This window comes from Psychrobacillus sp. FSL K6-2843 (assembly GCF_038626375.1).
Lineage (GTDB): Bacteria > Bacillota > Bacilli > Bacillales_A > Planococcaceae > Psychrobacillus > Psychrobacillus faecigallinarum.
The window spans coordinates 1,639,168-1,665,526 of record NZ_CP152021.1 but is presented as its reverse complement, the minus strand read 5'-3'; the positions used below and the strand labels follow the sequence as shown (position 1 = coordinate 1,665,526).

Below are 26,359 nucleotides of genomic sequence, written 5' to 3'. Positions count from 1 at the left end.
GACTTTGTTATTCACGATCTGCCTTACAATATTAGCTTTCAAATACTTTTCTACAAATTCAACATTGCTCTGAAAATCTGTTTCACATTCCTTCATGAATAATTTTAATGAACCCATCATAAAGTAAAATTTTGTTTATGGTACTTTTCATAATTCCTATTGATTTGAAATCGAACAATCTATAAATAAATTTATTCTTTTCTAATAATATAATTTTCCGCTATAGGCTGAAGCATTCCGTGAGGTGAGCGGAAAACGATCACCATCGTTTTCGCGAGCATTCTGATGCATTATTACAACCCTCCGCTATAAGGAACAAGTAAGAAACGTTCGTTTTTAATTGGCAAAGTGCTATTTATGAAATTAACTTACCTATAACTACTTATTCAACAGTTGTATCTCATAACCCTCTTCTTTATTTGTTGACACAACAAAATGCCCCCTAATTTCTCCAATAACAAAAGACCATCAATCTTATCATTGATGGTCTTTCCATTCCTGAATAATCCATGATTAATACGGATTTGGCTGATAGGAATAATTCGGTGTTAACTTTTCATTGTTATAGGGCTTATGGAAAATATGTGTAGTAGCAGGTGACATAGGTGGGATAAGCCAAGTCCAGTTTCCGCTGACATCTCTACCTGCATCTCTTTCTATTTCCTCGAACTTTTTAAACTGATGTGCCGCAGTATGATGATCAACAATACTGACCCCATCCTCCTTAAAGGAATATAAAACGGCAGCATTCAACTCAACTAATGCGCGATCCTTCCAAAGTGAAGCGTTTGACTTAGTGTTCAGTCCCATTTTCTCAGCTATCTTAGGTAACATGTTATAACGATAATCATCCGCAAGATTCCGTGCTCCTATTTCTGTACCCATATACCAGCCGTTAAATGGAGCAGCTAAGTAGTTAATTCCACCAATCTCTAGCTTCATGTTGGAAATCATCGGAACGGCATACCATTTTAGCAGTAGGTCTTGAAACCACTCCATTTCTGGATGGCGAATGGAAACCTCTAATATATACGATTCAGGAATGTCAAAAAATCTAGCAGGCTGATCCTTCACTTGAATCACTAGTGGAAGTACATCAAATTTCGTGCCCTTCCCTTTCCACCCAAGCTCCTCACATACTTTCGTAAAAGATAGAGAGTCAGGGTCTCCAATGACCCCTACCTCCGTTTCATATCCTGCATAACGTATCAGCTGATGATTCCAAATACGGACATCACTAGGAGAAAAAATCGAAATTGTCGGCCTGATTCTTCCCTCGTTTGTAGCGTATTGAATATGGTCAAGTAGGCTCTTTAAAATATCTTCTTCTTTATGTAACTCTCGCTTATCTATGACCGTTAGACTTTGCCAAAACAAACGACCTATACATTTATTACTATTGCGCCAAGCTACTTTAGCACCGAAATTCAACTCTTCCGCTGTATGTACGTAAGTACCATCACGATTAATCTCTTCTTCTATTTCTTTCAGGCGAGCAACCAACTCTTGTTCCTCTTTACCTGTTTCTGAATAATAAAGTCTCATAAAATCCTGCGCTTCATTTAACATGATCTTATTCCCTCCCACTATCTCTTCCATCTTAGTGGAAGTCAGCAGCCACAAACAAGTACCCCATTTGGTTTATATGTGAGGATTTTATGACACCCATTCAAAAGAACCAGAAAAAAAACTATATACCGCCAACTCTCGAATATGTTAAAATCAATTTAACTTTATAAATTCCGGTCTTGTAGCTCAGTTGGGAGAGCACCACCTCGACAAGGTGGGGGTCGCTGGTTCGAGACCAGTCGGGACCATCTGAAATATTCAGTCACAACCATTGATACATAAGGGTTTGTGACTTTTTTTATTTCTGAGCATAATCCCTTCATTTTTTTCTTTGGTGCAAAATTGGTGCAAAAATTCTAACGAATTTACCGTAAATCTTATCAATAAAGAGGAAATTATTATATAATCCTTTTAAATCTTTGCTTTGGTAATTTCTAATTTAAAGTGCACATAAAAAATGAGCTGGAAGATGTATCTCCAAGCTCATTTTATATTGGTATCTTTTTTACTTGCCTGCTGCCGCTAATATTGCAATGCTCCACATAATCAGAGTAAACGATATTGTAAGCCAAAAAGTATTGACTGTAGTTTTTTCTTCGTGTTTTACCTTTTTCAATATAGAAACCAAATTTAAACAAAATATAACACACAAGATAGGCATTAAAAACCCTCCTATGAGTAGAGAGGCAGTAATCATATATTTTCACTCCTTTGTAGTTGTTTATCATTGTTCAACTAAGCTGCCCATTTAGATCAATAAGAAAAAAGGAGTTACTCCTTCTTGAAGTAAAGCACCCGTTAGTTGAAGAAGCATAAGGTATAACAAAATTATCTTTGGTGAGACTAATTTTGAGGTGATAAATGTGATTCGCAAAATTTTGTTTTCGTCAATTCCTATACTTTTCCTATTTAATTTACTTATAGTAAGTGCACAAAGCAATACGGAAATTGAACTTCTTGATATTGAAAAAAATAAGATGATAACAATCCAAACAAATCCTAAAATACAATTAGAGACTAAAAAAATTATTAAAGAAATTGATAATATTGTTAAAAAATTCAACCCCATTCCAGACAAAGGTTATATAGTTAAAATCCCCTTATCGCCATCTCTTCGATTAGAAAATAAATGGGTAAATACTTTGATTGATGAAGTTATCATTATTATTCCCGAAAATGAAAAGCCTTATTTACTCATATTTGATGATGAAAAAAAGCCTCATTTTTTTACCATTAAACCAGAAATGGATACGTTACTAAAAACTTTAGATATTCCCCTTTAAAAAGACCACTTTTTGGTCTTTTTATTATGTACTTCTTAAACTAACCTGCACCGTTAGTTTAAGTGTAACATTTCACAAACAATATCACCTTACGAAAAAACACTTACCACTCCAACCAATTTTCTAAATACACAGGCTTGCTCTCAATAAATTTCCAATCAGAAGGTTTCTCGTTCAACCAATCATAGAAAGGCACAGATTTACATATATGAGGTTCTTCTTCCACAATTGAAGTATTGTACTTTGTATTGTTAGAACGCTCTATAGCCTTATTATACGCCCCTACAAATACACTTCTTATTGTCTTAGAAATTGTGAGTGTTCCTTCTGCAATATCATTAGCTAGGTTAACCATTACATTCTTAGCCTTATGGAAGGCTTGTGCGCTGTTTATTTCGCTAGCTAATACCAATTTATGCAATTCATCTTTGAAGCTATCTACAAGCGGTAAACTGTGCATGAAATCGAATAGAATCATTTGGTAATCATTCATGTATTCTTTAATTGCCTCTTTTTCAGCAAGAGCGTTATTATATATTTCTTGTAAAGTGCTTGTTTTAAAAGATTTTAAAAGATTAAAAGAATCTAATGATTGGTTTTCAGATTGTGGAGGACAAACCGCATCGTTACTGGTTTTATCGTCTACCGCTCGTTCGGACATTTCCGTTGGGACATCGTAAGGTAAAATTTTATATATGCTTGCTCCTTTAATTCCGTTTAGCTTAGTTTGAGCTACCTTTTCAATAATTCCTAACTCTACTAATCTCTTAATTGAACGATAAACAGTCTTAGTTGACACCTCTACTGCATCTGCAATTGTAGAAGCTTTCAAGTGTGATGATCCTGGGTACATTAACGAACGTGAAGCAATTGTAAAAACGATGGCACGCTCTGATTCCGTTAAATTAAAATAGTGTTGCTGGATATGTTGCTCTACATGGTTGTCCATTTCCTCCACACTTTCAAATGTAGAGTATTGTTTCAGATACTCAAATGCCATCGTTCTCACCTCGCTTCCTCTATCAGTATTCTCTAATCTACTGCATTATCCTTAATCCATTGTTCGTTTGCCCATACCTTTGAATGGCATCCTACACACTCGTAGATGTACTCATTTGTTTTCTCATCATATTCTCCAGTGAACCTCGCTAAAGTTTTAACATGATCCGTTGGATGGCAGCTTGGGCATATTTCAGTGATGTATGCTGATGGTCTATTCATTTTATATAACTCTCCACTCTTATTAGTAATTAAATTATTAATAAAGTAACTTAATTACGTTTATAATAACATTAAGTTTTTAGTAACGCAATTACTAATTGCGTAATTTTATTCTATAATTTATAATTAAATTTATAAGATTGAAATGAAAGAAGGTGGAAGGATTTGTATTTGAAGTCAAGGTTGAAGATTTTGCTCGCTGAAAGAGATATGAACCAGAAGGATTTGGCAGATAAAACAGGGCTTACAACTAGACTCATTAGCGAAATCGCTAATAATAAAGTCAAGATGTATCCGAAAGAAGCTTTAGAAAAAATAATGGTTGCACTCGAAATTAAGGATTTAAGTGAGCTATTAAAAAGTGTGAAAGATGAGGAAACAGATAACTGATTATAGTTGTCTGTTTTTTATTATGTACATTTACCTACTTTACCAATAATATGGTAAACAAGGGAGATGATAAGTTTGGAGAAAAAAGGTTTGTCGGATCAACAGAAAAAAGGTTGCTTCGGATGTTTTGGTATTTTAGCGGTCATTATAATTGCGGTTGCTGTTATTACGACGATTGCTATTCCAAGTAATGATGTAAAAGCCGATAAAACATTTGACTTTACAGCTAAAGAATTCGAAACACGTGTTACACAAGCGGTCAAGAAAACCAATAGTAGTTTTTTAGACATATATGAATCAAAGGATATTAAGAATGGTCGCCAAATACAAATATCTGACTATATGCTCTTATCAGCAAAAGAAAGTGAAGATGAAAACAATGTTTCATTGGTAAAATTAGCGGCTCATTCTGACTCTCTTATTTGGCAACAGAAGGAGTTACAGAATGCATTTTATTTAGTACTATCGACAGTGGATGAATCTTTAAGCGTTAGCCAAAAATACGCTGTTTTAGAAGAACTAGGATTATCTAAGATATCTAATGACCTTCAAGATCATGAAGGTCAATATACTATTAATGAAGTACAGTATTATTACAAAGGCGATATTGAAGCTGGAGCAATGTATCTTCAGGCAACTCCTAAATAAAAAAAACCACCTTCCGTCACTGGTTGGTGGTTTTTATATCCTTTAATGCAATAAATAGTAATTCCTCGCATTTATCCTTTATCTCTGTGTTTAAAATTTCCGAGAATCTTCTAGACCTCTTGGGTGGAAAACATATATATTAGAATCACCGCTGGGCTCCCTCTTAAAATTTTTCAAATTGTTCCGAAGTAAATACAATTCGAATGTTTTTAAACTTTATTCACCTATGTTATATTATTCTACTTTGATACGTTATTTCATTGCTTATCCTTATCCCTGTTTTTCATTCTCTTTTTTAACTAGGGATGAACCTAGTTCATAAAGTTCATCTAACGGAATTCCTCTCGTTTTAGCGATATCTTCAATTAGTTTAATTTCAAAATGCATAGCATCCGATAAAATACCTTTATCTATATTTAAACTTATAAAATAATAAAAACCTGCCAACATTTCTAATGGCAATTCATCATAAAGAGATCTTTTTATCGGCAATTCCATACCCCCTTTTTAATTTTTATTAAATTTTTATTATTTTACTATATTTCTACATTATTTTATTTAATCCTTCTTTTTCAAAAAAATAGCCTCACTCAAAGGAGTAAGGCTTTAAAATTATTTACTATTTAATATCGCTAACATCGCTTTAGGAGGCGTTTCATACTTAATATGATTAGGCATTTTAGTTACCCACATTCCACTACCTACGTTATATTGACCTCCATAATCTTCACGGTATCCATATACTCGATATTCTTCACCTGGATTCAATACACGTTCCTCTTCTAACTTATTAGACGTATGGGGAGAGTCCTTCCACAGATTAATAGGTTTCAGGATTGTCAGCTTTCCGATTTGACCTTTTTTAAGTTCTGTCTTGCCCCACATAATTTTATCAGTGTTGGAAACGCCACTAACAGCTTTTTTAGGTACTTGTAGCTCCTTCAATCTACTTCTTACTTTGTTCATACTAATACCTGGACATACCGTTTTAGTACCACTAAACTCATTATGACCTAACACGTCATCGACGCTTAAACCAAAATTCTTCAAAGCTAATAGACAACGTTCTTCAAATGCTTTTTCCTGTGCTTCAGTGAAATTGCCATTACCGACTAAACAAATATTATAAATATCCGTATTATGCCCACCTACGCCATTAGTGGGATAGATTGGGTCATAACAAAGTTGTACGGTGCCATCACGTAAAATGATTTCATGATAACCATCTTTAGTCCAACCTAACCCTTTCCACCGATTATTCCAAAAAGCAAAGTAGTCACCACTCGATGTCGCTGAATGATGACGTGCTATTTTTTTGATTCGATTGATGCTTCTTCTAGTTTTAGACGGTGCAACCTTTTGACGAATATCCTGTATTTTAGCCATTTTTATTTCACCTCATCACGTGGTTTATTGTAAAACATAGCTTGCTTACTGTCTGATACACCTTCTGTAGTAGGGTCTGAAACAATACCAAGTAACAATAGAATTGCTAGTACTGTGTTAAACAAATCTGTCGCTTGCTCATTGTAAATGGTTGTATCAAGTCCAAAAAAAGATGCTACCTGCTGGGCAAGTAACATCACTAATGCAAATAGAGATATTAAAAATGGTTTGTGTTTAAAACGTACTGTCCAATTGATTTTCATAATTTTTCTTCCTCCTTGTTGTTGGTCTCTTTTATTAGTAATTCTTGTTGTAACACTTCGTTTTCTTTCAACAGCTGTACTTTGTCCATCCTTTCCATTGCGGGGTGCCTAAGTATGCTCTGTTCCTTTCCTACTGGATCCTTGTGGAGTTTTTCCAAAACGTTATACAAAACTGGCGGAATAGGTAATCCGAGTTGGGCGCAATTTTCTAATATGGATATTCCTTCGTTTACAATGAAAAAGCTTGTGACCGCTAGAATCACTAAACCCTTACCGTCTTGTCCAGCAGATAAGGCTATATATTCTACCGCGCCAGCCATTCCTATTAATACAAAAATAGCTACCTTCTTGATAATCCCTGCCATCCCAACCGTACTGTTCCAACTCTTTGTTAAAAATGACCTTAATACACCAGTTACCATATCTAACAACATGAAAAAAACGAGTACTACAATGGCCTCGTTTACTATATGGAGCATATACATTCCAAAACTAGCGATTAATGCGCCTATAGATTTAAATCCTGTTATCTGCAATCTCGTCACCTACACTCTCTCCCTCCATCATTCTCAAACCCCCTTCGAGTAATATGGATAAAATAAAAGAACGCCCAATGTGGACGTTCTCAATTAATTATTATTTCTATACGACGCTATAGGTTCCTAATACACAATAATAAATAGTTAGATTTCTATAGTTTGTAAGCTTTTTAAATGCTCTCTTATTTCTTTTTGAAGAGAACTTTGTAGAATGTCTATCTTTTCATGAAATTTTGTATATACTTCCTTACGTTCTTCAGAATCCATTTTTGTATCTCTTGCCAAGGCATAAGTAACACTATATTTTACTTCGAAATTATACGTGTTAAATAACGACCCCTGCCTATTGCAAATATTTCTTAATTCTATAAAACCCAGATAAAGCTTTTCCTCATAGAAGGGTGAATATTTGGTAATTGTATTAGAAAATTCATTAAAATCATTAACAAACCTATCATATTTTTTCATATTGAACTCTTCCAATTCTTTTTCATCGGTAGGAGTACTCCCGAATTTTGGATATAAGTTCTTAGTACTAATAACACAGTTAGCTAATTTCTCCCATATTTCAAGATAAATTAAAAATTCTTTATCATACTGAAGTTTGGTAACGTGCACAGATTTATCAATTATCGAATTAACTACTGTAATTTCTTTATTCAATCTACTTTTAAAATCTTCTATTTCAATTGCATGATCTCTTTTTTCATTCTCCAATATCCTACTCGCCCATACTTTACCTAACCAACTTGAAAGACCTAATAAAATAACCCCACTTCCACCAACACTCGCAATTATTGCCCCTGCAACCTGGAATACTTCCCCCAATAGTTTCACCCTCACCCTATCAATGTTTAAGGTAATTATACACGTCTCTGGATTGAACTTGGTAATGTATTTTATTTGGATAGTATGATATCCAATAAAAATAACGCTAGCTTACGCTGCGTTTACTCCAAGATAAAATCGTATGTGATTTTCATTGTTTGATTTGGATTTTTGGTAATTGGTGTGTCTAATAACGATCTCGATGCTATTTGTGCTTTAGGAATTATATATACTGGATACTGATAATTAGATTGCACAAAAAACTTATCATCAATAAATCCAACAATCTTTCCAGAACCACTAATATCAAAATCTGTAGTTTCGTCGGTTTCGGATAATATCCTATTATTAATCAATATTGTTCCAGATACATTAAAAAGTCGTAATAGAGTGTAACTATTTGTAAAACCATTTAAAACTTTTGCTGATAGCTCAGTAAAGGATTTATCATATCTTCTGACTGTAACAACTGCAGAAGACGAGTTATTGGAAGATCTCGCTACAATAAATTGTTCATTCATTTCGTCATAGCAAATACCTCCAGCAGTTGTATATCCCGTTACCATTATTTCATTTGTCGACAAATCATTGATAGGCATTCGATATACAGCTTGAGAAGTGGAAGTTGTCGTAAGATAGATATAATTTCCCACAATTTCGAAATCATAAGTATTGATATATGGAAGAGTCACAGATTGAAGCGTACTATATTGACTGTCAAGGACATCAAATGTTTTCAAGTCACTACGTAATACGTATATCTTATCACCATATTTTTTCATGCTTGAAATCCCTGCAGTATTAGTACCATAGGAAATCGGTAATTTTTCGTACGGTAAATTTATAGAATTGAAGTCTTCATTAAAAACTGGCCCTCTATGTGAAAAATAAATAGATTCAAAAGTCCCATTAGCACAATGGGTAGGAAAATCAAATACCATTCGTACATTTTTAACTCCTGTAAAACTTTCTATTTCGTTGTATACTCCTTGCTTAATATCACTCCCACTGTAAATTACATTAGATAATGCATAACCGATTTCTTTACCTTTAATTGCCCATTCATTTTGAGCATCTTCAGGATGGGAAGCATCAGTTAAGTGTATCGCTCTAAAAGGGTCATTGATTTTATCGTATAATTTAATTCCTCCGCTTTTTCGAGTTTGTGTAAATAAACTTTTCATTGCAAATTTAAATAAATGGTCAAGTACACCTTGAGAAATGAAGTTGTGAGTATCGACTTCTTTGACTCTCTCTTTTGCTGCATCATCAAATAATTCAACCTTAATTTTTCCTTGTGGCTGAAATTTCGGGTACGTTACTTGTTCAATCATGCTACTACCTCCAGTTTAATTGCTATATCTTCAGTAACTTTTATTGGTGAATAGCTTACAAATTCCTCCATGCTAGGGCCAATAGGTACACCAGCATTACACGTACTACCGCCACCTTCAATTGCCATGATTCCAGTTCTTAATTCTTGGAATGAAGCTAATTCGCCAGCCTTATTCACACTTGCACCTTTCGAAACGATAGCAGTCTCTAGCAGACTTTTTCCACTAGAGACTTGCGTAAAAACCTTTTCTAACTCTTTCTCCAATCCGTTTATATCTGATATTTCATGTTCATGTTTGGATGGCTTAAACTCAGAAGGCTTATCTTGAACAATATTCCAGGAGACTGGACCGCCATCACCTCCTCCACTAAACCCTTGTCCTGTATCAACCACCCATTTATGGTTTACGCTATCCCACAATTGAGGAATCGGACTTCCTAATTTGTCACGCAATAATTTTGTTCTGCTAAAGTCTACATCACCTCTTGTTACAGTTGAGCCATCCACTGTCTTTACTGCATAGTCCCCTAAATCTTCACTGTAAAATTGAGGAACTGGACTTCCCTTCACGTCTCTAATTAACTTTTCACCCGTCATGTGATTACTCCTCTTCTATTTTTAATTTTTAATCATTCTTCGGAATAGCGGAAAAGCTGTGCATTGTGTACTTTGAGACGACCTGAAATATGGATATGATTTACCCTCGTCAATCCTCCAAACATTTTCGAAATCCCATCCGACATAGTTTTCTTTAGTCATCATTTGTTTAGTTGTTCGCGCTCCATCAACAGTATCAGCCGTTACTCTCTCCCAGTACCTTGACCAGTTTGCTCCAGATATAGGTTGAGCTAAATAATTTGGATTAAAAGGTGGTCCATAATCGTAATTAACACCATCCTGATTATTTATTTTCTTGTATAAATGTCCGTCGGTGCCCCTTATAAATATGGAGTTGGCATAATAATCAACACCAGCTTTCCACTCTTGCTTACTAACTCCGCTCGTAATATCTACGTACAGAGATTCGAGAGTACCAGAACCTACACTATATACAAGAGGAAACAGATCTGAAGATAAATACTCCACGCTTTTCATTACAATAGAAGCGTAACAATTTGTTATTGTACCTCCATTTTGAGAGTAGGCTAATCCACCCAACCATGAGGAAGATCCATCTCCATATATTTCTCCTGTGGCGTAGCAATCTAAAATATCACCAGAAGTGTAAGCAGTAAGACCTCCAGCGTGGTGTCCTTCTACAACAACATTTTCAGCTGAACATCTACTTAATTTACTTCCATTCCCTAATGAATAGGTTAAGCCTCCTACATCACCATCAGGTACACTTACTAATCCCTCAACTGAACAATCCGAAACAACTGAGTTTTCTATTGAGCCTACTAAAATTCCAGCCCTTTGACCGCCACTTCCTCTTACATTTGCTTTTCTTAACTTCACTCTTTTCAGTGATGAATTATTACATAATCCAAACAGTCCGATATAAGGGGCAAATGAAGAATCTGTGTTATCGATGGTTAAATTCTCAATTACAAAATTATTACCATCGTACACTCCCATGAAAGGGGGCCCATTAGCTACATTTCCTATTGGATTCCAACTAGGTATATGACTCAAGTCGATATTCGCTTTTTGTCTATAGTGTTGGGTAGGATTCTCAGCATTCTTTATACTTACTAAATCCTGGGCATCTTCCACGAGATAAGGGTTTCTCTCTGTTCCATTTCCACCACCAAACAATCCCTTGGCCATTTACACCACCTCTTTCGCGGAATTGAAACAAACAACCTGTACACTTACTTCCGCGTTTGGTTTAGCATCACTCCAAGTACCTATAATCTTTACGGCTTTAAACGTACCACCGCTTGATATAGGGGAAGCAACAAGGGTAACTGTTCCTCGAATAGCTTCATTGCCGATTAATCCAGTTGAAATGGATTTCACAGCATCATAACCATCAGTATTTTCAAAGGTGTATGTCATTTGTTCAGCTAATGGACACGTTCCAAATTCCATGAAATACTCTTCCATCGCACCAGTATCCGGATAAAGTTCAGAACCAATGGAAACCCCTATTAAAAAGCTCTGTTTTACTTTCGTTTCAGGATGCATCACTGCTATTTTTATGGATCCTCTTTCGGTTAATGGAAATTCTCTTTTTATAACGACTTGTCCATTTTTATCGAAATGTGAACTGCCACGAGTGTACACAATGACACCTTCCGCATTGTAGATGGATACGGCTTTTACATAATCTTTATATGCCTCCTTCACTTTGATTGTTATGCTGTTTACTTTTTCATAAATAGACAGCTCTGCGCCTTCTCCGCCATTTGTAATATTTAAACCGTCTAAATATATACATTCTTCTGTTCCAACTAATAGGGAATCCAACCAATAATCCTCATAAGAATCTGCCGATTTGTCCTCCACATTCACAAAGTACTTACGTTTTTCGCCTGTATGTTCGTCGGTTATCACTATCTCTACAGCGCCTGATGTACCTCTGGGAAAATCACCATCGATTATAAGTCTTCCGTTCAAGTCGAATGCGTGTTCATTGTAATTTGCGTATTGATTGTTGGAAGAATCAAATAGATTTAGGGATATTGTATCGCCAATGTGTTCTTGTTTGACTTGAATGGTTACCACTGGTGCTTTTTCGTCTATCTCTACTACCGCGCCACCAGCCTCTAAATCGTCTAAATAGAGGACATTTGTACTTCCGATGGAAAATACCTCTAACCATGTTTCGTTAGTTTTTAAAACATCCTCTGCTTCATCTTTAAGGTACTCCGTGAAGTCTCTGATGTATTGCCCTACCGTTACAGTGGGAAGTTGCCTTTTAAAAGGATTGTATTCGATGGCGATAATTCGTTCACTGGTATTGATACCTAGAACATTGTCAATGATTCCAATAGTGTCACCGATTCCAGCACTGGAGAAGTCTAACTCATAGCCATTAATACGAGATAAATCCACAAGATCTAATTCGTATGCGGTTGTACCTTCCACAAAATCAACTTCCTCTGTGACACCTAACAGATTCACTCCTAACTCTATATTCAAGCCTTTATTGGAACCACGTTGAGATAGAAGGTTAACTGTGAAATTATCGAAATGCATCTCCCCACCAAATAGATTAGCAACATTAAATAACTGTTGACGCTTATCCATTTGCTTTGTTCTGTAATAGGCATAATTGGTATCAATGCAACTACCCAACGTGAATCGGGTACCACTTAAAATCGAATTAATCATGCCTTGTGCTGTTGATTCTATTTCCCAATCATTCTCATAGTCACCATCTATAATTAACTCGTACGATACATGTTCGCATTGGACCGATAGTGATATACTGTCACTACGACTTTTAGTGAGCTTTTTAATTTGATAATACTGTTCGTTTACTTTCACGAGCACATTAGCATTCAAATCTGATTTAGCTTCGTAATGTGCTTCAAAGTTCAAAGAATACTCTCCATTGATTTCTTCTTTTATCTTTGGTTCATTAATCACTTCCACAAATCTGATATGACTAAGTGTCTGTTTATTTACTAACTCAACTTGGTGGCTCATACACTCACCTCGTATGGATTACAACGAAATACAACAGTAAACTCTCCATATTGGGAAATCTGTTCAACATCGACTTGGCTTGTGACAATCCCCTTATACGTATAGTTAGGATCATCATCAAATACGAGCGGTTTCTTTTCAAGTGTCGAAAGCCATTTTGCGATTTGTCTGCAATGATTGTGGAAGGACTGTCCGTTTGGCTCTAATAAAAAATCGACTTCCAAGTTGATATCCTTGAAAGTCGCTTTATCTGTATTAGTAATTACGATAGCACCATTCCGTCCTGGAACTTCTACAAATGTTATATCTGGCTCAGCCATCAGAGGGCGACGAGTATCAGACACATCTAACCCTACAGTGCTACAATGTTTACCGTTGAATGTTAAGCCCATTATCTTCGCCCTCCTCTTTCTCTTACTTTTGTGTAATCGCCTAATTCTCTAGCTACCTTTTTAATATCTGCTTCTTCTCGCACATGGAATACAGCACCATCTAGCATTTTTTCGAAATTGTAGACTGTTTGTTGTCCACTGATATCTTTTCCGGTCGCTGCATAAATAGCATTACCAATAGCTCCCAACACTCGTTCATTAAGTGGTAAAACTGCTTCTGGACCTGCTTCACCACCTACAAATGCCGTATTTCCACTACCTCCGAATAAAGTCGGACTTGTCATGACGCCACCCTTCGCAAACCACTCAATGTCAATCTCCGGGAAGCCTTCACTGAACCACTTCATCGGGTTTAAGCTACCTTTTTTAATTTTAAATTTAGGCATCTTTAATTCTGGCCATTTAAAATTGAAATGGAAGAACGATTTGATTTTATCGATTGCATTCTTAATTGCATCTCGTGCTTTTTCAATCGGTCTGGTGATACCGTCTTTCAGTTTACCGAAGATTTCCACCGCTCTGTCTTTTAAACTAGTAATTTTGCCCACTGTATTGGTAAAAATGCTTTGAAAAATACTTTTGGTGGTTTCTCGTACTCTACCAAAAATTTCGGAAGTCTTAGTTTTAATGGCATCCCAATTTTTGATTACTAAAGCAACTAATAATCCTATCGGACCAGTTAGAACTGCAAGCAAAGTTGGACCCCATTGTTTTAGGAAATTTACTATACCATCCACAGACTTTTTGAAAATATCTACGATGCCCTTCCACAGGTTTGCAAAGAATTCAGAGATAGAATCCCAATGTTTGATGATTAGAGGTACAGCAATGGTGAGAGCAGTAATGATCCATCCGACAGGTCCAGTCAATGCACCAAAAGCAATTCTTAATGCAGGAAGTATTTTAGAACCTAACGTTAATAAAAATGGGCCTAATTTAGATAGGATACCTAGCAATCCCGTCCCACCTGTACCCCCACCAAACAAGGCGACCACCCCGAGAAGAGCTGGACCTATGGCAGCAAAGGCTCCGATTAAAATCCCTATAGCACTCCCTACTGCAACAATGGCTGCTGTGATTGTCGGATTGTTCGATGCCCAATTTGCTAATGCGCCGACCACATTTGCTATTACGGTAAATAATGGATCTAGCGATTTTAATAGGTTTTCAAGAGCTTCCCTTAACTGAATAAGTCCACTAGTGTCCTCGGCCTGCTTTGCCAAATCATTTACACTTTTTTCGGTCTTCTCTAATTCCGTTAAAGCATCATCAGCATTTAAAACTGAGTCGATAATATTCTGTCCTTGATCTTCCCACATCGTTCCAAACAGCTCTACACCAATCGCATTTTGCAGAGTTGCATCTTCAATGCTATTGAGCCATTTGACCATGTCCTCAAACGCTTGAGAACCTTCTTCCCCACCTTTTGCAATTGCAGCACCCCAAGCCTCGAGTTGCTGTTCAATGGCCTTAAATTGTGAAGAATCTGGTGGATTTTTAGCAAGTTCCATTTTTTGTTGGTGCATAGCACGATAAGATTCCAATTGCGCTTGATGTGATTCTTGTACTGCTGATAATTCAGCACTTAATCTTTCATTTAATAATTCTTGTTGTCTTTGGTGTTCCTCTCCAAGTGCACTTAATTTTTCAGCATTCACTTCACGGAAGTTGTTTAATTCTGCCGTTTGGTTTTCTTTTAATAGCTTTAATCTTTCTTTATTGCTTTCTATGAACGCCTTTTTTTCTGCCGCTTGTCTTTCAGACAAAGCTTCTTTTTCCACTTCAATCGCATTTTTAGTTTCTTCTTTACGATTTTCCGTTTCTTCTTTGAGAGCTTCTCTTTTCTTATCAAAAGAGTCATTGATAGATTCTTTTTCTTCTTTTAAAGCATCAATTTGGGCTTGTCGTTCTTCTTTTATCTTTTCTACACGCAAGCGTTCATCGAAATCTTTAAGCGTTTTATATGCTTCCTGCTTTGATTTAGCATCTTTAGCAGTTCTTATTTTTTCTTGTAACTCAGCACGTTTACTAGCGTTTTCTCTGTTATTCCGCGCCTTTTCTTCTGCAGCAGATACCTTGTCGATATTATTTATTTGATTTTCAATCGCTTTAATTTGACGATATTTTTCTTCATCAATAAGCTTTAATTTTTCGGTATATTCTTTATCTATTAATGCAATTCTATCGTCTGAAGCTTTTTCAAAGGCTTTCACTTCTTGATCTAAGGATTTTTCAAGTTTTTCAAGTGATTTTTCATATGATTTAACTTGTGCTTCATATGCATTTTCTAAGGATTTTTCAAGTGCTTCTTCCTTATCCTCATAGGAATCTTCAACAGCTTCATACTGTTGTTCCAATGATTTCTGAAGTGCTTTTTTTTGCTTTTCATAGGATTTGGATATTGCATCATAACGTCTACTAAGTGATTTAAATAACGATTTTTCCTGGTTTGCAAAGTTCGTTTCCATTGCTGATATTTGTTCTTCAGATACTTTATTTGTACTTCCTACAACATCCCTTAGGCTATCTTTAAACGATTCAGATAAACCGCGTCCCATCTCAGTTGCTTTAATACGTCCTTCTTTCAAACCATCAAGAAGGTTATCTATATTCCAAGAATTCACACCAGATGCAGCTGCTAAAATGCCCTTGATTTCATTAGCCTCGTACCCAGCACGTCTAAGTTGTGATCCGTATTCAGCTATTATATCTAGCTGTTCTGGAGGAAATCCGATTTTTAATAAAGAGTTGACCAGGTCTAATGCTTCTTGGTCTGAAATCTTAAGCTCTTTCCCAATTTCATTTGTCTCTTGAATCAGTTCAGTAAAATCGATGCCACTATAAGCATAAGAAATGGCTGCTGCACCCTTAACGATTGCAGCATTAGACGCATCGCTTGCATCTTTATTCAATGCAAACTGTCTTCTGAGTCCTTCTAACGCTTCCTCTCCATCCACACCATATTTCTTTACATCGACAAGAGCCTCTCGAATACTAGCTTTAGATGATTCAGGAACATCGAATGTAACATCGACTTTTGCTTTTAAATCATCAACATCGAGCGCCTTAGCCACGGCTCCAGCAACTCCAGCGCCTGCTAGAATACCACCTAATGCTTGCAATTCGTTTCCTACGTCTTGAACGCTCTCTTGGGCTTGGTTTGCCTCTTGTTGTAGTCGTCCCAATTCCTGGCGTACATCCGTAATACTTGAACCATTATCCAATGTTCGTAAAGTTTGTTGGACCTGATTGAGATCAGTATTTGCTCCCAAAGCCGAACGACTGATTTGATTAAATGCACTATCTAATTGCGAGGCACTCGCTCGACCTTCACGTATAGCATTTACTAAGTCTGTACCTATTTCATTTGCGAATCGGTCAACTGATGTACCAGTGGCATCGAATAAACGGTTTAACTGGGTTAGTGAAGTTGCATGTTGCTCTTGTGCTTGTCGCGCTTCCCTAACTGAATTGGCCATTTGTTGTTCGGCAATTTGATTTCTAGATAATTGTGTTTCCAATTTTTTGGCTTCTTGTGAGTTTTCACCATAAGCGGATCTCGCTTGAGCAAGTGCTTGCTCTGTTTCGCTTGTTGCTCGTCTTAATGCTTCATAGATACCTTCAAGACCGGATAAATTCGCTTGTAATTTCTGTGATTCAGTAACAGAATGCTTCATTTGCTCTTGTTGCAATTTAAGCGCTTGTTGTAGTTGTTTGACCTCATCCTCAGCGGTAGCTGTAATTGTAGATAAAGCCTGTAAAGCTGTACGAACACTTTGCACAGTTGCTCCGTTATCTAATTGAGACAAGGCTTGTCGAACTTGCTCAACATCAACACCAACGCTCTGAGTAGCACCAGCAACTTGTTTAAATGCTTTTTCTAATTGTGCTGAACTTGCGGTACCATTTCGGATGGCTTGTGTTAATTCTTGCCCTAACAAATCAGAAAAGTCACCAAGAGAGCTCCCGGTGACTTGTAGTAAATTGTTTAATTGTTTTAATGACTTCTGCTGATTCTTTTGGGCTTCTTGTGCTCGTTGGAAAGCTTGTTGTGATTCTGTAACTGCATTCGCTGCTTGTTGTTCTGCGATTTGTTGTCGTTTCAACTGAGCAGTCATTTTCGCTACTTCTTTAGAATTCTCTCCCCACAATTGTTTGGCTCGTTCTAAGGCATCCGCAGCTTGTTGTGTCTTTTTACGTTGCACATCATAGATTTGTTGCAAGCTATTTACTTTTGCTTCAAGCTTATCTGTACTAGAGGCTGTATGCTTCATTTGCTCTTCTTGCAACTTCATCTCTTGACGCAATTGCTTGGTTTGATCATCCATTTCTTTTATAGCAGAATTAAAGTTCTTATTAAAGGCCTTAAAAGTAATATTGATCTCATTGTTATTATTTTTCGCCAATTATTTCACCTCCTGTGGGCTGTTCTGCCAACCGTCAAATGCTAATTTGCCACTATAAATGCGCTCGACACTTGATATAGGAGAATGCCAGAAAGTTTCAGAATCTATTCCGGAAATTAATACATATAGGACATATCTGTCCTCCACACATTCAACATTTAGCTTAGGAGGCTTGAATTTTTTTTTTCACTTTTTGTGCTTTGTTGTAACCCTTTTGCAAATTGGTTTGGATCCTGTGTTACTAAATTTGTAATTAAATTTGCATAAATTTCAATCGTTTCGGCCAAATCATAATGATATTTCTCTATGAAGCTATCAAATGTTAAATCTACATTCTTATTCGCCCCGAGAACTCCTAAATAAACAACTGCAATCAATTTTTGTTCATCGAACATATTCATTAACTGCAATGTGCTTTCCTCATCATTTTTTTCTATAACCGATTGTAGCCCCATGATTTTAAGTAGATCTTCCCATAAGCTTGTTTCTATCAAGCCTGTTTCAAAGCCACGTTTTACGGATGCGTTTGTTAAAAAAGCAGGATAATTCTTTTCATTAATAAATCGTTTTTCAAAATCTCCTTCGACTTCCACAATTTCAAATTCTTTTAAAGTTACCTTTTGTACTTTCAATGTTATCCCTCCGATTTTAATCAAATAAAAAACCCTCTCGATAAGGAGAGGGCTACGCTATGCAATTGCTTATTTAAAGCTATGTTAAAGGTAAAGATTGATTTATAATACACATAAAAAATGAGCTAGGATATTTTCTCCTGGCTCATTTTACTTTGATTTTGTTTTTTACTAAAGCACCCGTTAGTTCAATAACTAATTTTCAGTTTCTAACGTAATATTTAACCGTTTTAACAAATTATTAACAACCTCTAACGCTTCTTCTCTTTGTTTATAGTCTGAAGTGCAAAACCTAATCATTTCTAAATCATTCTCTGCCTGTTTAACCATTTCATTTATGTCATCTGGAACACCAATCCAAGATAAGTTGCGTTCTAACTCAGCAATACTATATATGCCTTCTTTATATTTTCGACATGCTAATTTCAATTCAAATAATTCATCATTATATGGCTTCCAATCAGGGTCTCTTTTATCTTGTAAATTAGGTTTCCTAACATTATTAAGAAAACTCTTTTCACAAGCACCATAACTAATATAATTTTTTTGAGCTTCAATTAGAGGTATTGGATTAGCACCAATATCATACTCATCTTCTTTTTGAAACGGGTCGTCCTCCCAAAAACAAATTGGACATATATCGTAGTTGCCATCACTATCCATCGTTCTATAACCACAACATGGGCATGTATTTTTGTTCATAAGACACCTCCCAAACTCTTTAATTATAATCACAAACTACATAATTCTTATTGAACTAAACTGCCCCGTTAGCCACCCATGTAGCGCAAAATCAGCGCTACACCACAGAGAATGAAAATGTGAAAAACGGGTATAGGATACTACGGCTGGGAGAGGAAGGTCGATGAACTATGGTGCCATAGAGCCCATCCGTTAGTCTGACTCCAACGACCACGGTGTATCACAGACTGTCGCTCCCTTACGGGAAGCACTCATGGGAGATTAATCCTACTCTGGTTATTGCACCAGCCTCCAATACTAGTTGCCGTAGAAAGGATGATTACAATGGAAGTAATCATTGAGCGTGCATGCGGTATGGATGTTCATAAAGACTCCATTACTGCCTGTATTATTACACCAAAAGGAAAGGAGATTCAAACGTTTTCCACTAAGACTGTATTTCTATTACAGTTAATTGACTGGATTAAGGAGCATGGTTGTACCCACGTAGCAATGGAAAGTACCGGCGTATTTTGGAAGCCAATAGTTAACTTACTTGAAGCGGAGAATATTGAATTTTTAGTAGTGAATGCTCAACATATGAAAGCAGTACCAGGTCGCAAGACCGATGTGAAAGATGCAGAATGGATTGCCAAACTTCTTCGGCACGGTTTACTTAAAGCAAGTTTTATTCCGGATCGTAACCAACGAGAACTACGAGAATTAGTTCGGTATCGACGGAGTATTATTGAAGAACGTGCAAGGCAACATAATCGAATTCAAAAGGTGTTGGAAGGTGCTAATATCAAACTTGGCTCCGTTGTCTCCGACATCATGGGTGTTTCGTCTCTCGATATGCTTCGTGCTATCGCCGATGGCGAAAATGATCCTAAGAAGCTAGCTAGCTTGGCCCGTCGATCAATGAAGAAGAAAAAGAGTGAACTGGAGCTTGCTCTTCGGGGGTATATCAATCCACATCAACGTCTCATGTTGAAAACCATTCTGGTCCATATAGAATTTCTTTCTGAGCAGATTGAACTGTTAAACGAAGAGGTGGCTACTAGATTATCCCCCCACCAAGAAGATATTGAGCGATTGGATTCCATTCCCGGCATCGCCACTCGAATGGCCGAACAAATCTTAGCCGAAGTCGGTACGGATGTCGAGAAGCAATTCCCCAGTTCGGCGCACTTGTGTTCCTGGGCAGGATTAGTACCTGGACATAATGAGAGTGCGGGCAAGAGAAAATCAAGCAACATGAAAAAAGGAAACAAGTACTTGAAATCGGCATTAATTGAAGCAGCTCACTCTGTCAGAGGATCCAAAACCTATTTGGGAGCCCTGTATAGGCGTACTGCATCAAGAAAGGGTAAAAAAAGGGCAGGAATATCTGTCGCTCATGCCATTTTAAGAATCTCCTATTATCTCTTAACTCGCAAAGAGATGTACGTAGATTTAGGAGAGGATTACTTTGACAAGCAAAAAGAACAATCCATTGTACGATATTCTGTTCGAAGACTTGAGAACTTAGGATACAACGTTACAATAACTGAACCAAGTGCCTCCTAATCCAACCCATAATTTGATCCCCATTTAGGCGCTGCATTTTTTAAAAAATAAATGAGCTGCGTCTGATTTAGTATTGCCTTTTTCTCTAAATCGAAGATTTTAATTTTCATGGGAGTTTAAGTGTAACATTTCACAAACAATACAACCTTATAAAAATCAATCCTAGCCTTAAACATAGCCTAATTTAATTAAGGCGTATCTGGTGCTGCAATTAACGTACGGTTGAACTCCGTGTGCCATTTATCAGCAATGGTCGGATCTTCTAATTCAGGAACAAGTGCTTCATAATAGAATTGACCAGCTGAATCCGCTACAGCTGAGAATGTTAGTTCTAACAGAGCTAACTCTTCTTGCGTTGCGTCGATGGATAATGTTAAACCAGCGGAGTTAGAAGCTTTCGGGAAGGCAATTAATTTCGTTACCTCTTCGAATACATCCACAACGTCTGCTGTCCAGACAAAATCTCTACCGAGCGACCCTTCACCATATGAGTAAATTCCTGGTTTTAAACCATCATTCGTAAGACCAAAGAAATCACGTGCCACTGTTACTGGAATGTGGGCACTTACTGATACATTTAATTTGGTAGTAACAATTTTTTCTTTCGTAACAACACGGCCTTCTTTTTTCTGTAGCGTAGATGTCTCTGGTTCAAATGAGATTGTCCCTACACTACCAAATTTCTCGCCCGGTTGTTGTGCACCACTCTTTATAAATTGAATGGATGAATTGACAATACTCCAAGAATCGAATTCTGTAATTGTTTGTTTTGGCATTACATATTACCTCCTATTGTTTCGATTAATTTTCCATGTAATTTTGCGACTATTTTTGGAACGGCAACACCAGTTGCACGCTCTGTAAAGCTTTGTTCAACCTGCCCCCGACCTTCGTCTGGAAATACAAGATAACCAAAGGAACCTCTTTTATTTGCAGCTCCCCCTCTAGATTTGAGCATGAAACCTAAATGTTCTTTTTTACTTACAGACCAATCAGCATCTTTCGCATGCTTCACACTTCCGTGTTCCCGATACCAAGGGGCGTTTTTATTGCGCTTTGATTCTGGAATTAAACGAGTAATATTACTCTCCAGTAATTCAATACCATCTGTATGCAGGGTTTCATTTATGACATGTTCAGCGTAATCGGGAAGCTGTCGAATGCGTTTCTCAAGCTCTTGCAACTGTTGATAATCCATTTCGAATATCATACTTTGCACCCCGTAACGATTTTGCGGCTATATTCAAATATCACACGGTCCACAAATTGGTCTGTTTCTTTCTTCTGCAACCGTTGTTTTACTGTCCTGTTTAATGAAAAACCTGGAACATCTTTTAATGATAGAATAATAGCCACTGTACGCTCGTCTAAGTCATCTCTATTCTCCGAGTAATAGTAGACAGCCACAGTCTGCGTAACGCTCTTTAAATCGTCATTATTGGAGATATCTAACGTTTCATAGACGAAACAATGATAATCGTTTTGATAAAGCTTTTCCTCTTCATCCTCTGCAATTTCATCTTCAAAAAGTGGGATGTTAAACGTTTCTAAAGCCGTTTGCATTTCATCAATTTGCCTTTGCATGTACTCCTTAATCTTGCTCAATCGGTCCCACCTCCTGGAGATAAAAATACAAATAGTTTTTAGGGCCATCGGAATCACATTTAATAACATTGTATTCAGTTGAATTTAACACCATCGTCAACTTACTTTTGTTCACATTTCTTAACTGTGGAGGATAAAGCGTCTTAATCTTAATATCCAATGTTTTTGACATAATTTGAGCCAGTTGATAGTCCTCATCCCTTCTGGATATCTCTTGATAAGCCAAGCGTCCTTGTAGAATGAATTCATCGCCTATACGCTTACCTTTTTCAGACCGCTTAGTTTCCTTTGTACCGTATTGAGCAAACCCATCATTCAGTGCGCTATATTGTGCCATCTATACTATCCTCCGCAACTTTATAAAGTCTAAATTGAAGGTTTATAATTTCAGATTTAAAATTTTCTTCAAATTCCTCAATGACATGATTTCGCATATAACGACAACGATCTAAGAGCAATTGACGGTTTTGTCCATCATCCACAAAGTCTACGTCTGTACCAGCAATGGATTTGAAATAAGAAATAGCACGGTCAATCATTTTTTGAATGTCTGGATCTTCCTCATTCCAAGTGATACGTAAATAAGACTTAACTTCATTAAGCAAGTCCTTTTTCTCTAACTCATTCATGGAATCACTCCTTGTCTTTAGGAGTTTCTACTTTCGAGTCGTTATCATCTGAAGTACCTTCTACTTTTTCAACTTTTTGATCTTCATTAACTACTTCCTCGATATAAACTTTTTTGTATTTATTTTTCGTCGTAGACAATTCTTCCAACCTCGCTTTAGTCGCTTTTTCTCCCTCTTTCGGATAAGGATCACCTACAACATATACATGGCCGTCATGCTTCGTTTCTTTGAACTCTCGAACTACTTTGTATTTTTCCATTTAAGTACCTCCTAGTTTTTTATAAAGAAAAAGAAACCCCTATTTTAAGGAGTTTCTGGTTGTGGACCAAAGCCGAATTTAATGTCTAAATCATAAAGTAAAGCTGTTTTATTATCTTTTGGTCTACCATTAGCAAACTGTTTCATCGTATATAAACGCGCATCTTCGATAGCAAGTGTCTCATCAAATTTATTGATTTTATAACCGCCTGCAATAGCTGCTAAGTAAGCTCCCTTAACAAAGAATAAGGCTTTACCAGTAGGAATTTCTTCAGATTCCACAACCTGAATATTGTATGGCAAAGCTGTTACCCATTGACCATTAGACGTTTGAATAGTATTTCGGAATTGAACAGAAATTGCGTCGGTAGGATTTACAAGCATTACAACTTTATTTGCTACTTTACGGGCCTTCCCTTTGGCATCTACAGATAGAGCTTTGATTACTCCATGTAGTTCACCAGCAACAATTTCGCCATATTCAGATGGAGAAAATGTTAGCGTACCTTTTGAAGTTTTTTCTGTAACTGCTCCGTTATCAGCATTAACATCTTTCATCAATCCGATTGGCTCATTTTGTGATGGACCACGACCGTTGACAAGACCATATTCCATGCCGACTGAATACGACTCCACTAGAATATTGCGAACATATCGATCAACATATTCTGGTCCTAATTCCAACATATCTTTTGGAATCACAGCGAAAGCCGTTAATTTAAGTTGAGAGATAGTTTCTTCACGGAATGCTGCAGAAACTTGCCCTTTAATTTCACCGAACAATGCACCCCAAGCAAAAGCTTTATTTGCATCACTGTAAATGTAACGTGTAACGGCACCTAAGTCTTTTAAGCCGATAACATCTAGTAATGGATGTTCTGCTATTAAATCCTCGAAAATGCGTTCCTGCGTGGTAACTGGAAGGATTGTGTCCTCTGCAAATCCACCACTTGCAATCACTTCGTTGTAGAATTTTCTTTCAGCGGAAGTTAATACATTTTGACCGCGTGAAGCTAAAACCTGTGAATCGTGTACTTCATTACGTGCTTCTGTTGTAATCTGTTCGGTTAAATCTGTTTGTAAAGCTGTGAACATATCGCTAAATGCATTTTCTAGTTGTTCAGGAGTGGAATTATCATCCTTCATAACATTCATATAAGCTTGTTTCTTCGTTTCAAAGTTTTCCATTTTACCTTTTAATTTTATTGTCATAATGTGTTACCTCCATTTTTTAAGTAAATTAAAAGAACCAATTCCGTTGTCTTCCACAGATAATTGTGTGGGGGAAGTTGGAACAGGTTCTTGTGTTTGATTTGCTATTTTATCGAGTTTATTTTGCATGACTTTCATTTGTGCTCTCATTTGAGTTAATTCTTCACTTTCTTCATTGTCCTCCACAGATGATGAGGTAGACGTAGCAAAACCAATTTCTAAAGCTTTAGATGCACTAAACCATGTTTCCGCATTAACTTTATCACGAATTTCTTCACGACTTACTTTTGCTTTTGTCATGTAAACATCAATGATACCTTCTTCCAGTTCTTCTAACATATCGGCAACTTGTCGCATATCATTTTTAGTTCCCCATACGATATTGGATGCTTCATGAATCATCATCATAGAGCCTGTACCCATGATGACTTCATCGCCTGCCATTGCAATAACACTTGCAGCGGAACACGCCCATCCATCCACGTGAATTGTTACTTTTCCAGGATGGTTTTTCAAACGATTGTAAATGGCAATCCCATCAAACGCTGAACCACCAGGAGAGTTTAAGCGCACTACTACATCATTCGTTCCGGCTTGCTTCAGTGCATTGTCGACATCGACAGCGGAAGTAGAATCCCAAAACCATGATTCCCCAATATCACCATAGATAGTTAATTCCGAAATACCTTTTTCTTCATCATGTGTGGAGGAAAAGTTATGTGGAATACTAGATAGTTTTTCATTATGAGATTGGTTTTTAAATCCGAATTTACGTTTCATTATTTTTATTTTCACCTCCTTTAGTTGACTCATAGTTTTTGGTCATTACATATTCTTCAAGTAACGGATTATCCACTGGCTCATCACCCAATTTCACACGAATTTGATTACCGTTATATACACCACTTGCCCTTAATTTATCAACTGCATCTGCAACCTCAAGGGCATTTAGTTCTGAAATACCTTGCACTTTTATTTTTTCGCCTTTAAGGTAATTCTCTTTTTCTATTAATTTCGCATTTAGTTCGTCCGATATTTTTTTATTAAGTGGACCTATGCAAAATTTAATATAAGCTTTGATTGCTGTTTCATATTCTGTCATGTCGCCATGAATAAGCGAAACTGGTATTCCTAAAATTATCGCAACTTCATTTACTAAATCACGTTTCAGTTTCGATAGTTCTTCCACAGATTTACCGTTGTTGTCGCCTTTCGCAACTTCCGTGTATTTGAATCCTTTTAATTGCGGCACGATAGCGACCGTGTTATTTTTGAATGATTTGAATAACCTATCGATAAAATTCTGTAATTTACCCTGATTCTCTTTATCCAAAGACTGAGTAGATTCGATATCGACAGTACCGCGTATTTGATTATTACGCATATTTATTTCAATCATCCGTCCAAATAGATCACCATAGTCATCAAACATACCTTGCATAAAGGTAGTCAATTTTTCGTTATTGTATGGAATAAAAATTACTTCATCCATTTTGAATGTGCGATTAAATGTATAGTCTTTTACTGTTACATTACTAAATATATCAGGGAAAACAGCGTATTCTTCACGGTCAAAACTATCTGCAATCAATAGATCATTGCTATCTGTTAAAATAGCTAACACTTCATTTTCGTGTATCAATTTAAAAACAAAGTCCTGCCAAAATTCAGCAGCGCTTTGATCAGTATTTGGACGTATATTTAATAAATAATCCCAATCGTTAATCTGCCTTTTCCCGTCTTTCATGAATCGAAAATCAGATTGTGAAATAGCACGACCAATAAAATTAATACACGTTTCCAGTGCCATCTTTTTCAAATATGCACGATGTGTAGGTTCTTGAAATAAATCTAAATCAAACATGGATTTGACCTCTTTATTTTTCCTTAACTTATCAATTAACCATCCCATTTT

The 26,359-nt window shown here is 36.6% G+C and carries 29 protein-coding genes, 1 tRNA gene and 1 pseudogene; 5 read left to right on the top strand and 26 right to left on the bottom strand.

Going from position 1 to position 26,359, the window contains the following annotated elements; all coding sequences use genetic code 11:
• Positions 1-513: 513 nt before the first annotated feature.
• The gene (locus MKY94_RS08220) at positions 514-1,569 is read right to left on the bottom strand and encodes a nitric oxide synthase oxygenase (protein WP_151110281.1); all 1,056 of its coding nucleotides are present in this window, start codon (positions 1,567-1,569) and stop codon (positions 514-516) included.
• Positions 1,570-1,744: 175 nt separating this feature from the next.
• On the opposite strand from MKY94_RS08220, the gene MKY94_RS08215 reads away from it, so the two are divergent.
• Positions 1,745-1,817: transfer RNA gene (locus MKY94_RS08215), tRNA-Val, on the top strand.
• Positions 1,818-2,074: 257 nt separating this feature from the next.
• Here MKY94_RS08215 and MKY94_RS08210 read toward each other — a convergent pair.
• Positions 2,075-2,230: a hypothetical protein gene (locus MKY94_RS08210; protein WP_191963868.1), complete on the bottom strand. Its 156-nt coding sequence runs from the start codon at positions 2,228-2,230 to the stop codon at positions 2,075-2,077.
• 202 nt (positions 2,231-2,432) lie between these two features.
• On the opposite strand from MKY94_RS08210, the gene MKY94_RS08205 reads away from it, so the two are divergent.
• Positions 2,433-2,852, top strand: coding sequence for a hypothetical protein (locus MKY94_RS08205; protein ID WP_342578442.1), 420 nt, complete (start codon positions 2,433-2,435; stop codon positions 2,850-2,852).
• 103 nt (positions 2,853-2,955) lie between these two features.
• On the opposite strand, the gene MKY94_RS08200 is transcribed toward MKY94_RS08205, so the two are convergent.
• Together MKY94_RS08200 and MKY94_RS08195 are read right to left on the bottom strand one after the other, a co-directional pair.
• Positions 2,956-3,852 (bottom strand): helix-turn-helix domain-containing protein, encoded by an 897-nt coding sequence (locus tag MKY94_RS08200; protein WP_342578441.1) that lies wholly within the window; start codon positions 3,850-3,852, stop codon positions 2,956-2,958.
• A 32-nt stretch (positions 3,853-3,884) separates the two neighbouring features.
• Entirely contained in the window at positions 3,885-4,073 is a 189-nt protein-coding gene (locus MKY94_RS08195) for a hypothetical protein (RefSeq protein WP_342578440.1), read from the bottom strand.
• A 183-nt stretch (positions 4,074-4,256) separates the two neighbouring features.
• Between MKY94_RS08195 and MKY94_RS08190 the strand changes: the two genes are divergently transcribed.
• Positions 4,257-4,463 carry a helix-turn-helix transcriptional regulator gene (locus MKY94_RS08190; protein WP_342578439.1) on the top strand — a complete coding sequence of 69 codons (207 nt, stop codon included), beginning with the start codon at positions 4,257-4,259 and terminating at the stop codon, positions 4,461-4,463.
• Positions 4,464-4,538: 75 nt separating this feature from the next.
• Positions 4,539-5,111, top strand: a complete 573-nt coding sequence (locus MKY94_RS08185) for a hypothetical protein (RefSeq protein WP_342578438.1) — start codon at positions 4,539-4,541, stop codon at positions 5,109-5,111.
• 270 nt (positions 5,112-5,381) lie between these two features.
• Here the strand turns inward: MKY94_RS08185 and MKY94_RS08180 are convergent, their stop codons facing one another.
• The 13 genes and pseudogenes from MKY94_RS08180 to MKY94_RS08120 form a co-directional block, all read right to left on the bottom strand.
• On the bottom strand, positions 5,382-5,603 hold the full coding sequence (locus MKY94_RS08180) for a hypothetical protein (protein WP_225216189.1): 222 nt from the start codon (positions 5,601-5,603) through the stop codon (positions 5,382-5,384).
• A 120-nt stretch (positions 5,604-5,723) separates the two neighbouring features.
• On the bottom strand, positions 5,724-6,497 hold the full coding sequence (locus MKY94_RS08175; protein ID WP_342578437.1) for a peptidoglycan recognition family protein: 774 nt from the start codon (positions 6,495-6,497) through the stop codon (positions 5,724-5,726).
• Positions 6,498-6,499: 2 nt separating this feature from the next.
• Positions 6,500-6,760: a phage holin gene (locus MKY94_RS08170; protein WP_342578436.1), complete on the bottom strand. Its 261-nt coding sequence runs from the start codon at positions 6,758-6,760 to the stop codon at positions 6,500-6,502.
• Positions 6,757-7,305 (bottom strand): phage holin family protein, encoded by a 549-nt coding sequence (locus tag MKY94_RS08165; RefSeq protein WP_342578435.1) that lies wholly within the window; start codon positions 7,303-7,305, stop codon positions 6,757-6,759. Before MKY94_RS08165 ends, MKY94_RS08170 begins: the two co-directional genes overlap by 4 nt.
• 138 nt (positions 7,306-7,443) lie before the next feature.
• Complete coding sequence (locus tag MKY94_RS08160; RefSeq protein WP_342578434.1) at positions 7,444-8,127, bottom strand: hypothetical protein; 684 nt, start codon at positions 8,125-8,127, stop codon at positions 7,444-7,446.
• 122 nt (positions 8,128-8,249) lie between these two features.
• Positions 8,250-9,461 (bottom strand): hypothetical protein, encoded by a 1,212-nt coding sequence (locus MKY94_RS08155; protein WP_342578433.1) that lies wholly within the window; start codon positions 9,459-9,461, stop codon positions 8,250-8,252.
• On the bottom strand, positions 9,458-10,060 hold the full coding sequence (locus tag MKY94_RS08150; protein ID WP_342578432.1) for a hypothetical protein: 603 nt from the start codon (positions 10,058-10,060) through the stop codon (positions 9,458-9,460). The genes MKY94_RS08155 and MKY94_RS08150 overlap by 4 nt, the downstream gene beginning before the upstream one ends.
• Before the next feature lie 21 nt (positions 10,061-10,081).
• Positions 10,082-11,233, bottom strand: coding sequence for a hypothetical protein (locus MKY94_RS08145; RefSeq protein WP_342578431.1), 1,152 nt, complete (start codon positions 11,231-11,233; stop codon positions 10,082-10,084).
• Positions 11,234-13,060, bottom strand: coding sequence for a prophage endopeptidase tail family protein (locus tag MKY94_RS08140; protein ID WP_342578430.1), 1,827 nt, complete (start codon positions 13,058-13,060; stop codon positions 11,234-11,236).
• Positions 13,057-13,452: a distal tail protein Dit gene (locus MKY94_RS08135; RefSeq protein ID WP_342578429.1), complete on the bottom strand. Its 396-nt coding sequence runs from the start codon at positions 13,450-13,452 to the stop codon at positions 13,057-13,059. The genes MKY94_RS08140 and MKY94_RS08135 overlap by 4 nt, the downstream gene beginning before the upstream one ends.
• Entirely contained in the window at positions 13,452-17,858 is a 4,407-nt protein-coding gene (locus MKY94_RS08130; RefSeq protein WP_342578427.1) for a tape measure protein, read from the bottom strand. Before MKY94_RS08130 ends, MKY94_RS08135 begins: the two co-directional genes overlap by 1 nt.
• Before the next feature lie 158 nt (positions 17,859-18,016).
• A complete protein-coding gene (locus MKY94_RS08125) occupies positions 18,017-18,490 on the bottom strand; it encodes a hypothetical protein (RefSeq protein ID WP_342578426.1) in 474 nt (157 codons plus the stop codon).
• 453 nt (positions 18,491-18,943) lie between these two features.
• Positions 18,944-19,192: pseudogene (locus MKY94_RS08120) on the bottom strand (CPCC family cysteine-rich protein); the annotation flags it as partial.
• Positions 19,193-19,516: 324 nt separating this feature from the next.
• Between MKY94_RS08120 and MKY94_RS08115 the strand changes: the two are divergent.
• Positions 19,517-20,740, top strand: coding sequence for an IS110 family transposase (locus tag MKY94_RS08115; protein ID WP_340844735.1), 1,224 nt, complete (start codon positions 19,517-19,519; stop codon positions 20,738-20,740).
• Positions 20,741-20,928: 188 nt separating this feature from the next.
• On the opposite strand, the gene MKY94_RS08110 is transcribed toward MKY94_RS08115, so the two are convergent.
• Genes MKY94_RS08110 through MKY94_RS08070 form a run of 9 tightly spaced genes read right to left on the bottom strand, consistent with a single transcriptional unit; the run spans position 20,929 to position 26,356 of the window.
• The gene (locus MKY94_RS08110) at positions 20,929-21,516 is read right to left on the bottom strand and encodes a phage tail protein (protein ID WP_342578425.1); all 588 of its coding nucleotides are present in this window, start codon (positions 21,514-21,516) and stop codon (positions 20,929-20,931) included.
• Positions 21,516-21,950: a hypothetical protein gene (locus tag MKY94_RS08105; RefSeq protein WP_342578424.1), complete on the bottom strand. Its 435-nt coding sequence runs from the start codon at positions 21,948-21,950 to the stop codon at positions 21,516-21,518. The genes MKY94_RS08110 and MKY94_RS08105 overlap by 1 nt, the downstream gene beginning before the upstream one ends.
• Positions 21,947-22,345 carry a hypothetical protein gene (locus tag MKY94_RS08100; RefSeq protein WP_342578422.1) on the bottom strand — a complete coding sequence of 133 codons (399 nt, stop codon included), beginning with the start codon at positions 22,343-22,345 and terminating at the stop codon, positions 21,947-21,949. Before MKY94_RS08100 ends, MKY94_RS08105 begins: the two co-directional genes overlap by 4 nt.
• The gene (locus MKY94_RS08095; RefSeq protein WP_342578420.1) at positions 22,332-22,682 is read right to left on the bottom strand and encodes a phage head-tail adapter protein; all 351 of its coding nucleotides are present in this window, start codon (positions 22,680-22,682) and stop codon (positions 22,332-22,334) included. Before MKY94_RS08095 ends, MKY94_RS08100 begins: the two co-directional genes overlap by 14 nt.
• A complete protein-coding gene (locus MKY94_RS08090) occupies positions 22,669-22,974 on the bottom strand; it encodes a head-tail connector protein (RefSeq protein WP_342578419.1) in 306 nt (101 codons plus the stop codon). The genes MKY94_RS08095 and MKY94_RS08090 overlap by 14 nt, the downstream gene beginning before the upstream one ends.
• 4 nt (positions 22,975-22,978) lie before the next feature.
• Positions 22,979-23,233: a hypothetical protein gene (locus tag MKY94_RS08085; protein WP_342578417.1), complete on the bottom strand. Its 255-nt coding sequence runs from the start codon at positions 23,231-23,233 to the stop codon at positions 22,979-22,981.
• A gap of 44 nt (positions 23,234-23,277) precedes the next feature.
• On the bottom strand, positions 23,278-24,444 hold the full coding sequence (locus tag MKY94_RS08080) for a phage major capsid protein (protein ID WP_342578416.1): 1,167 nt from the start codon (positions 24,442-24,444) through the stop codon (positions 23,278-23,280).
• A gap of 6 nt (positions 24,445-24,450) precedes the next feature.
• Positions 24,451-25,224, bottom strand: coding sequence for a head maturation protease, ClpP-related (locus MKY94_RS08075; RefSeq protein WP_342578414.1), 774 nt, complete (start codon positions 25,222-25,224; stop codon positions 24,451-24,453).
• On the bottom strand, positions 25,214-26,356 hold the full coding sequence (locus MKY94_RS08070) for a phage portal protein (RefSeq protein WP_342578412.1): 1,143 nt from the start codon (positions 26,354-26,356) through the stop codon (positions 25,214-25,216). The genes MKY94_RS08075 and MKY94_RS08070 overlap by 11 nt, the downstream gene beginning before the upstream one ends.
• Positions 26,357-26,359 lie beyond the last annotated feature (3 nt).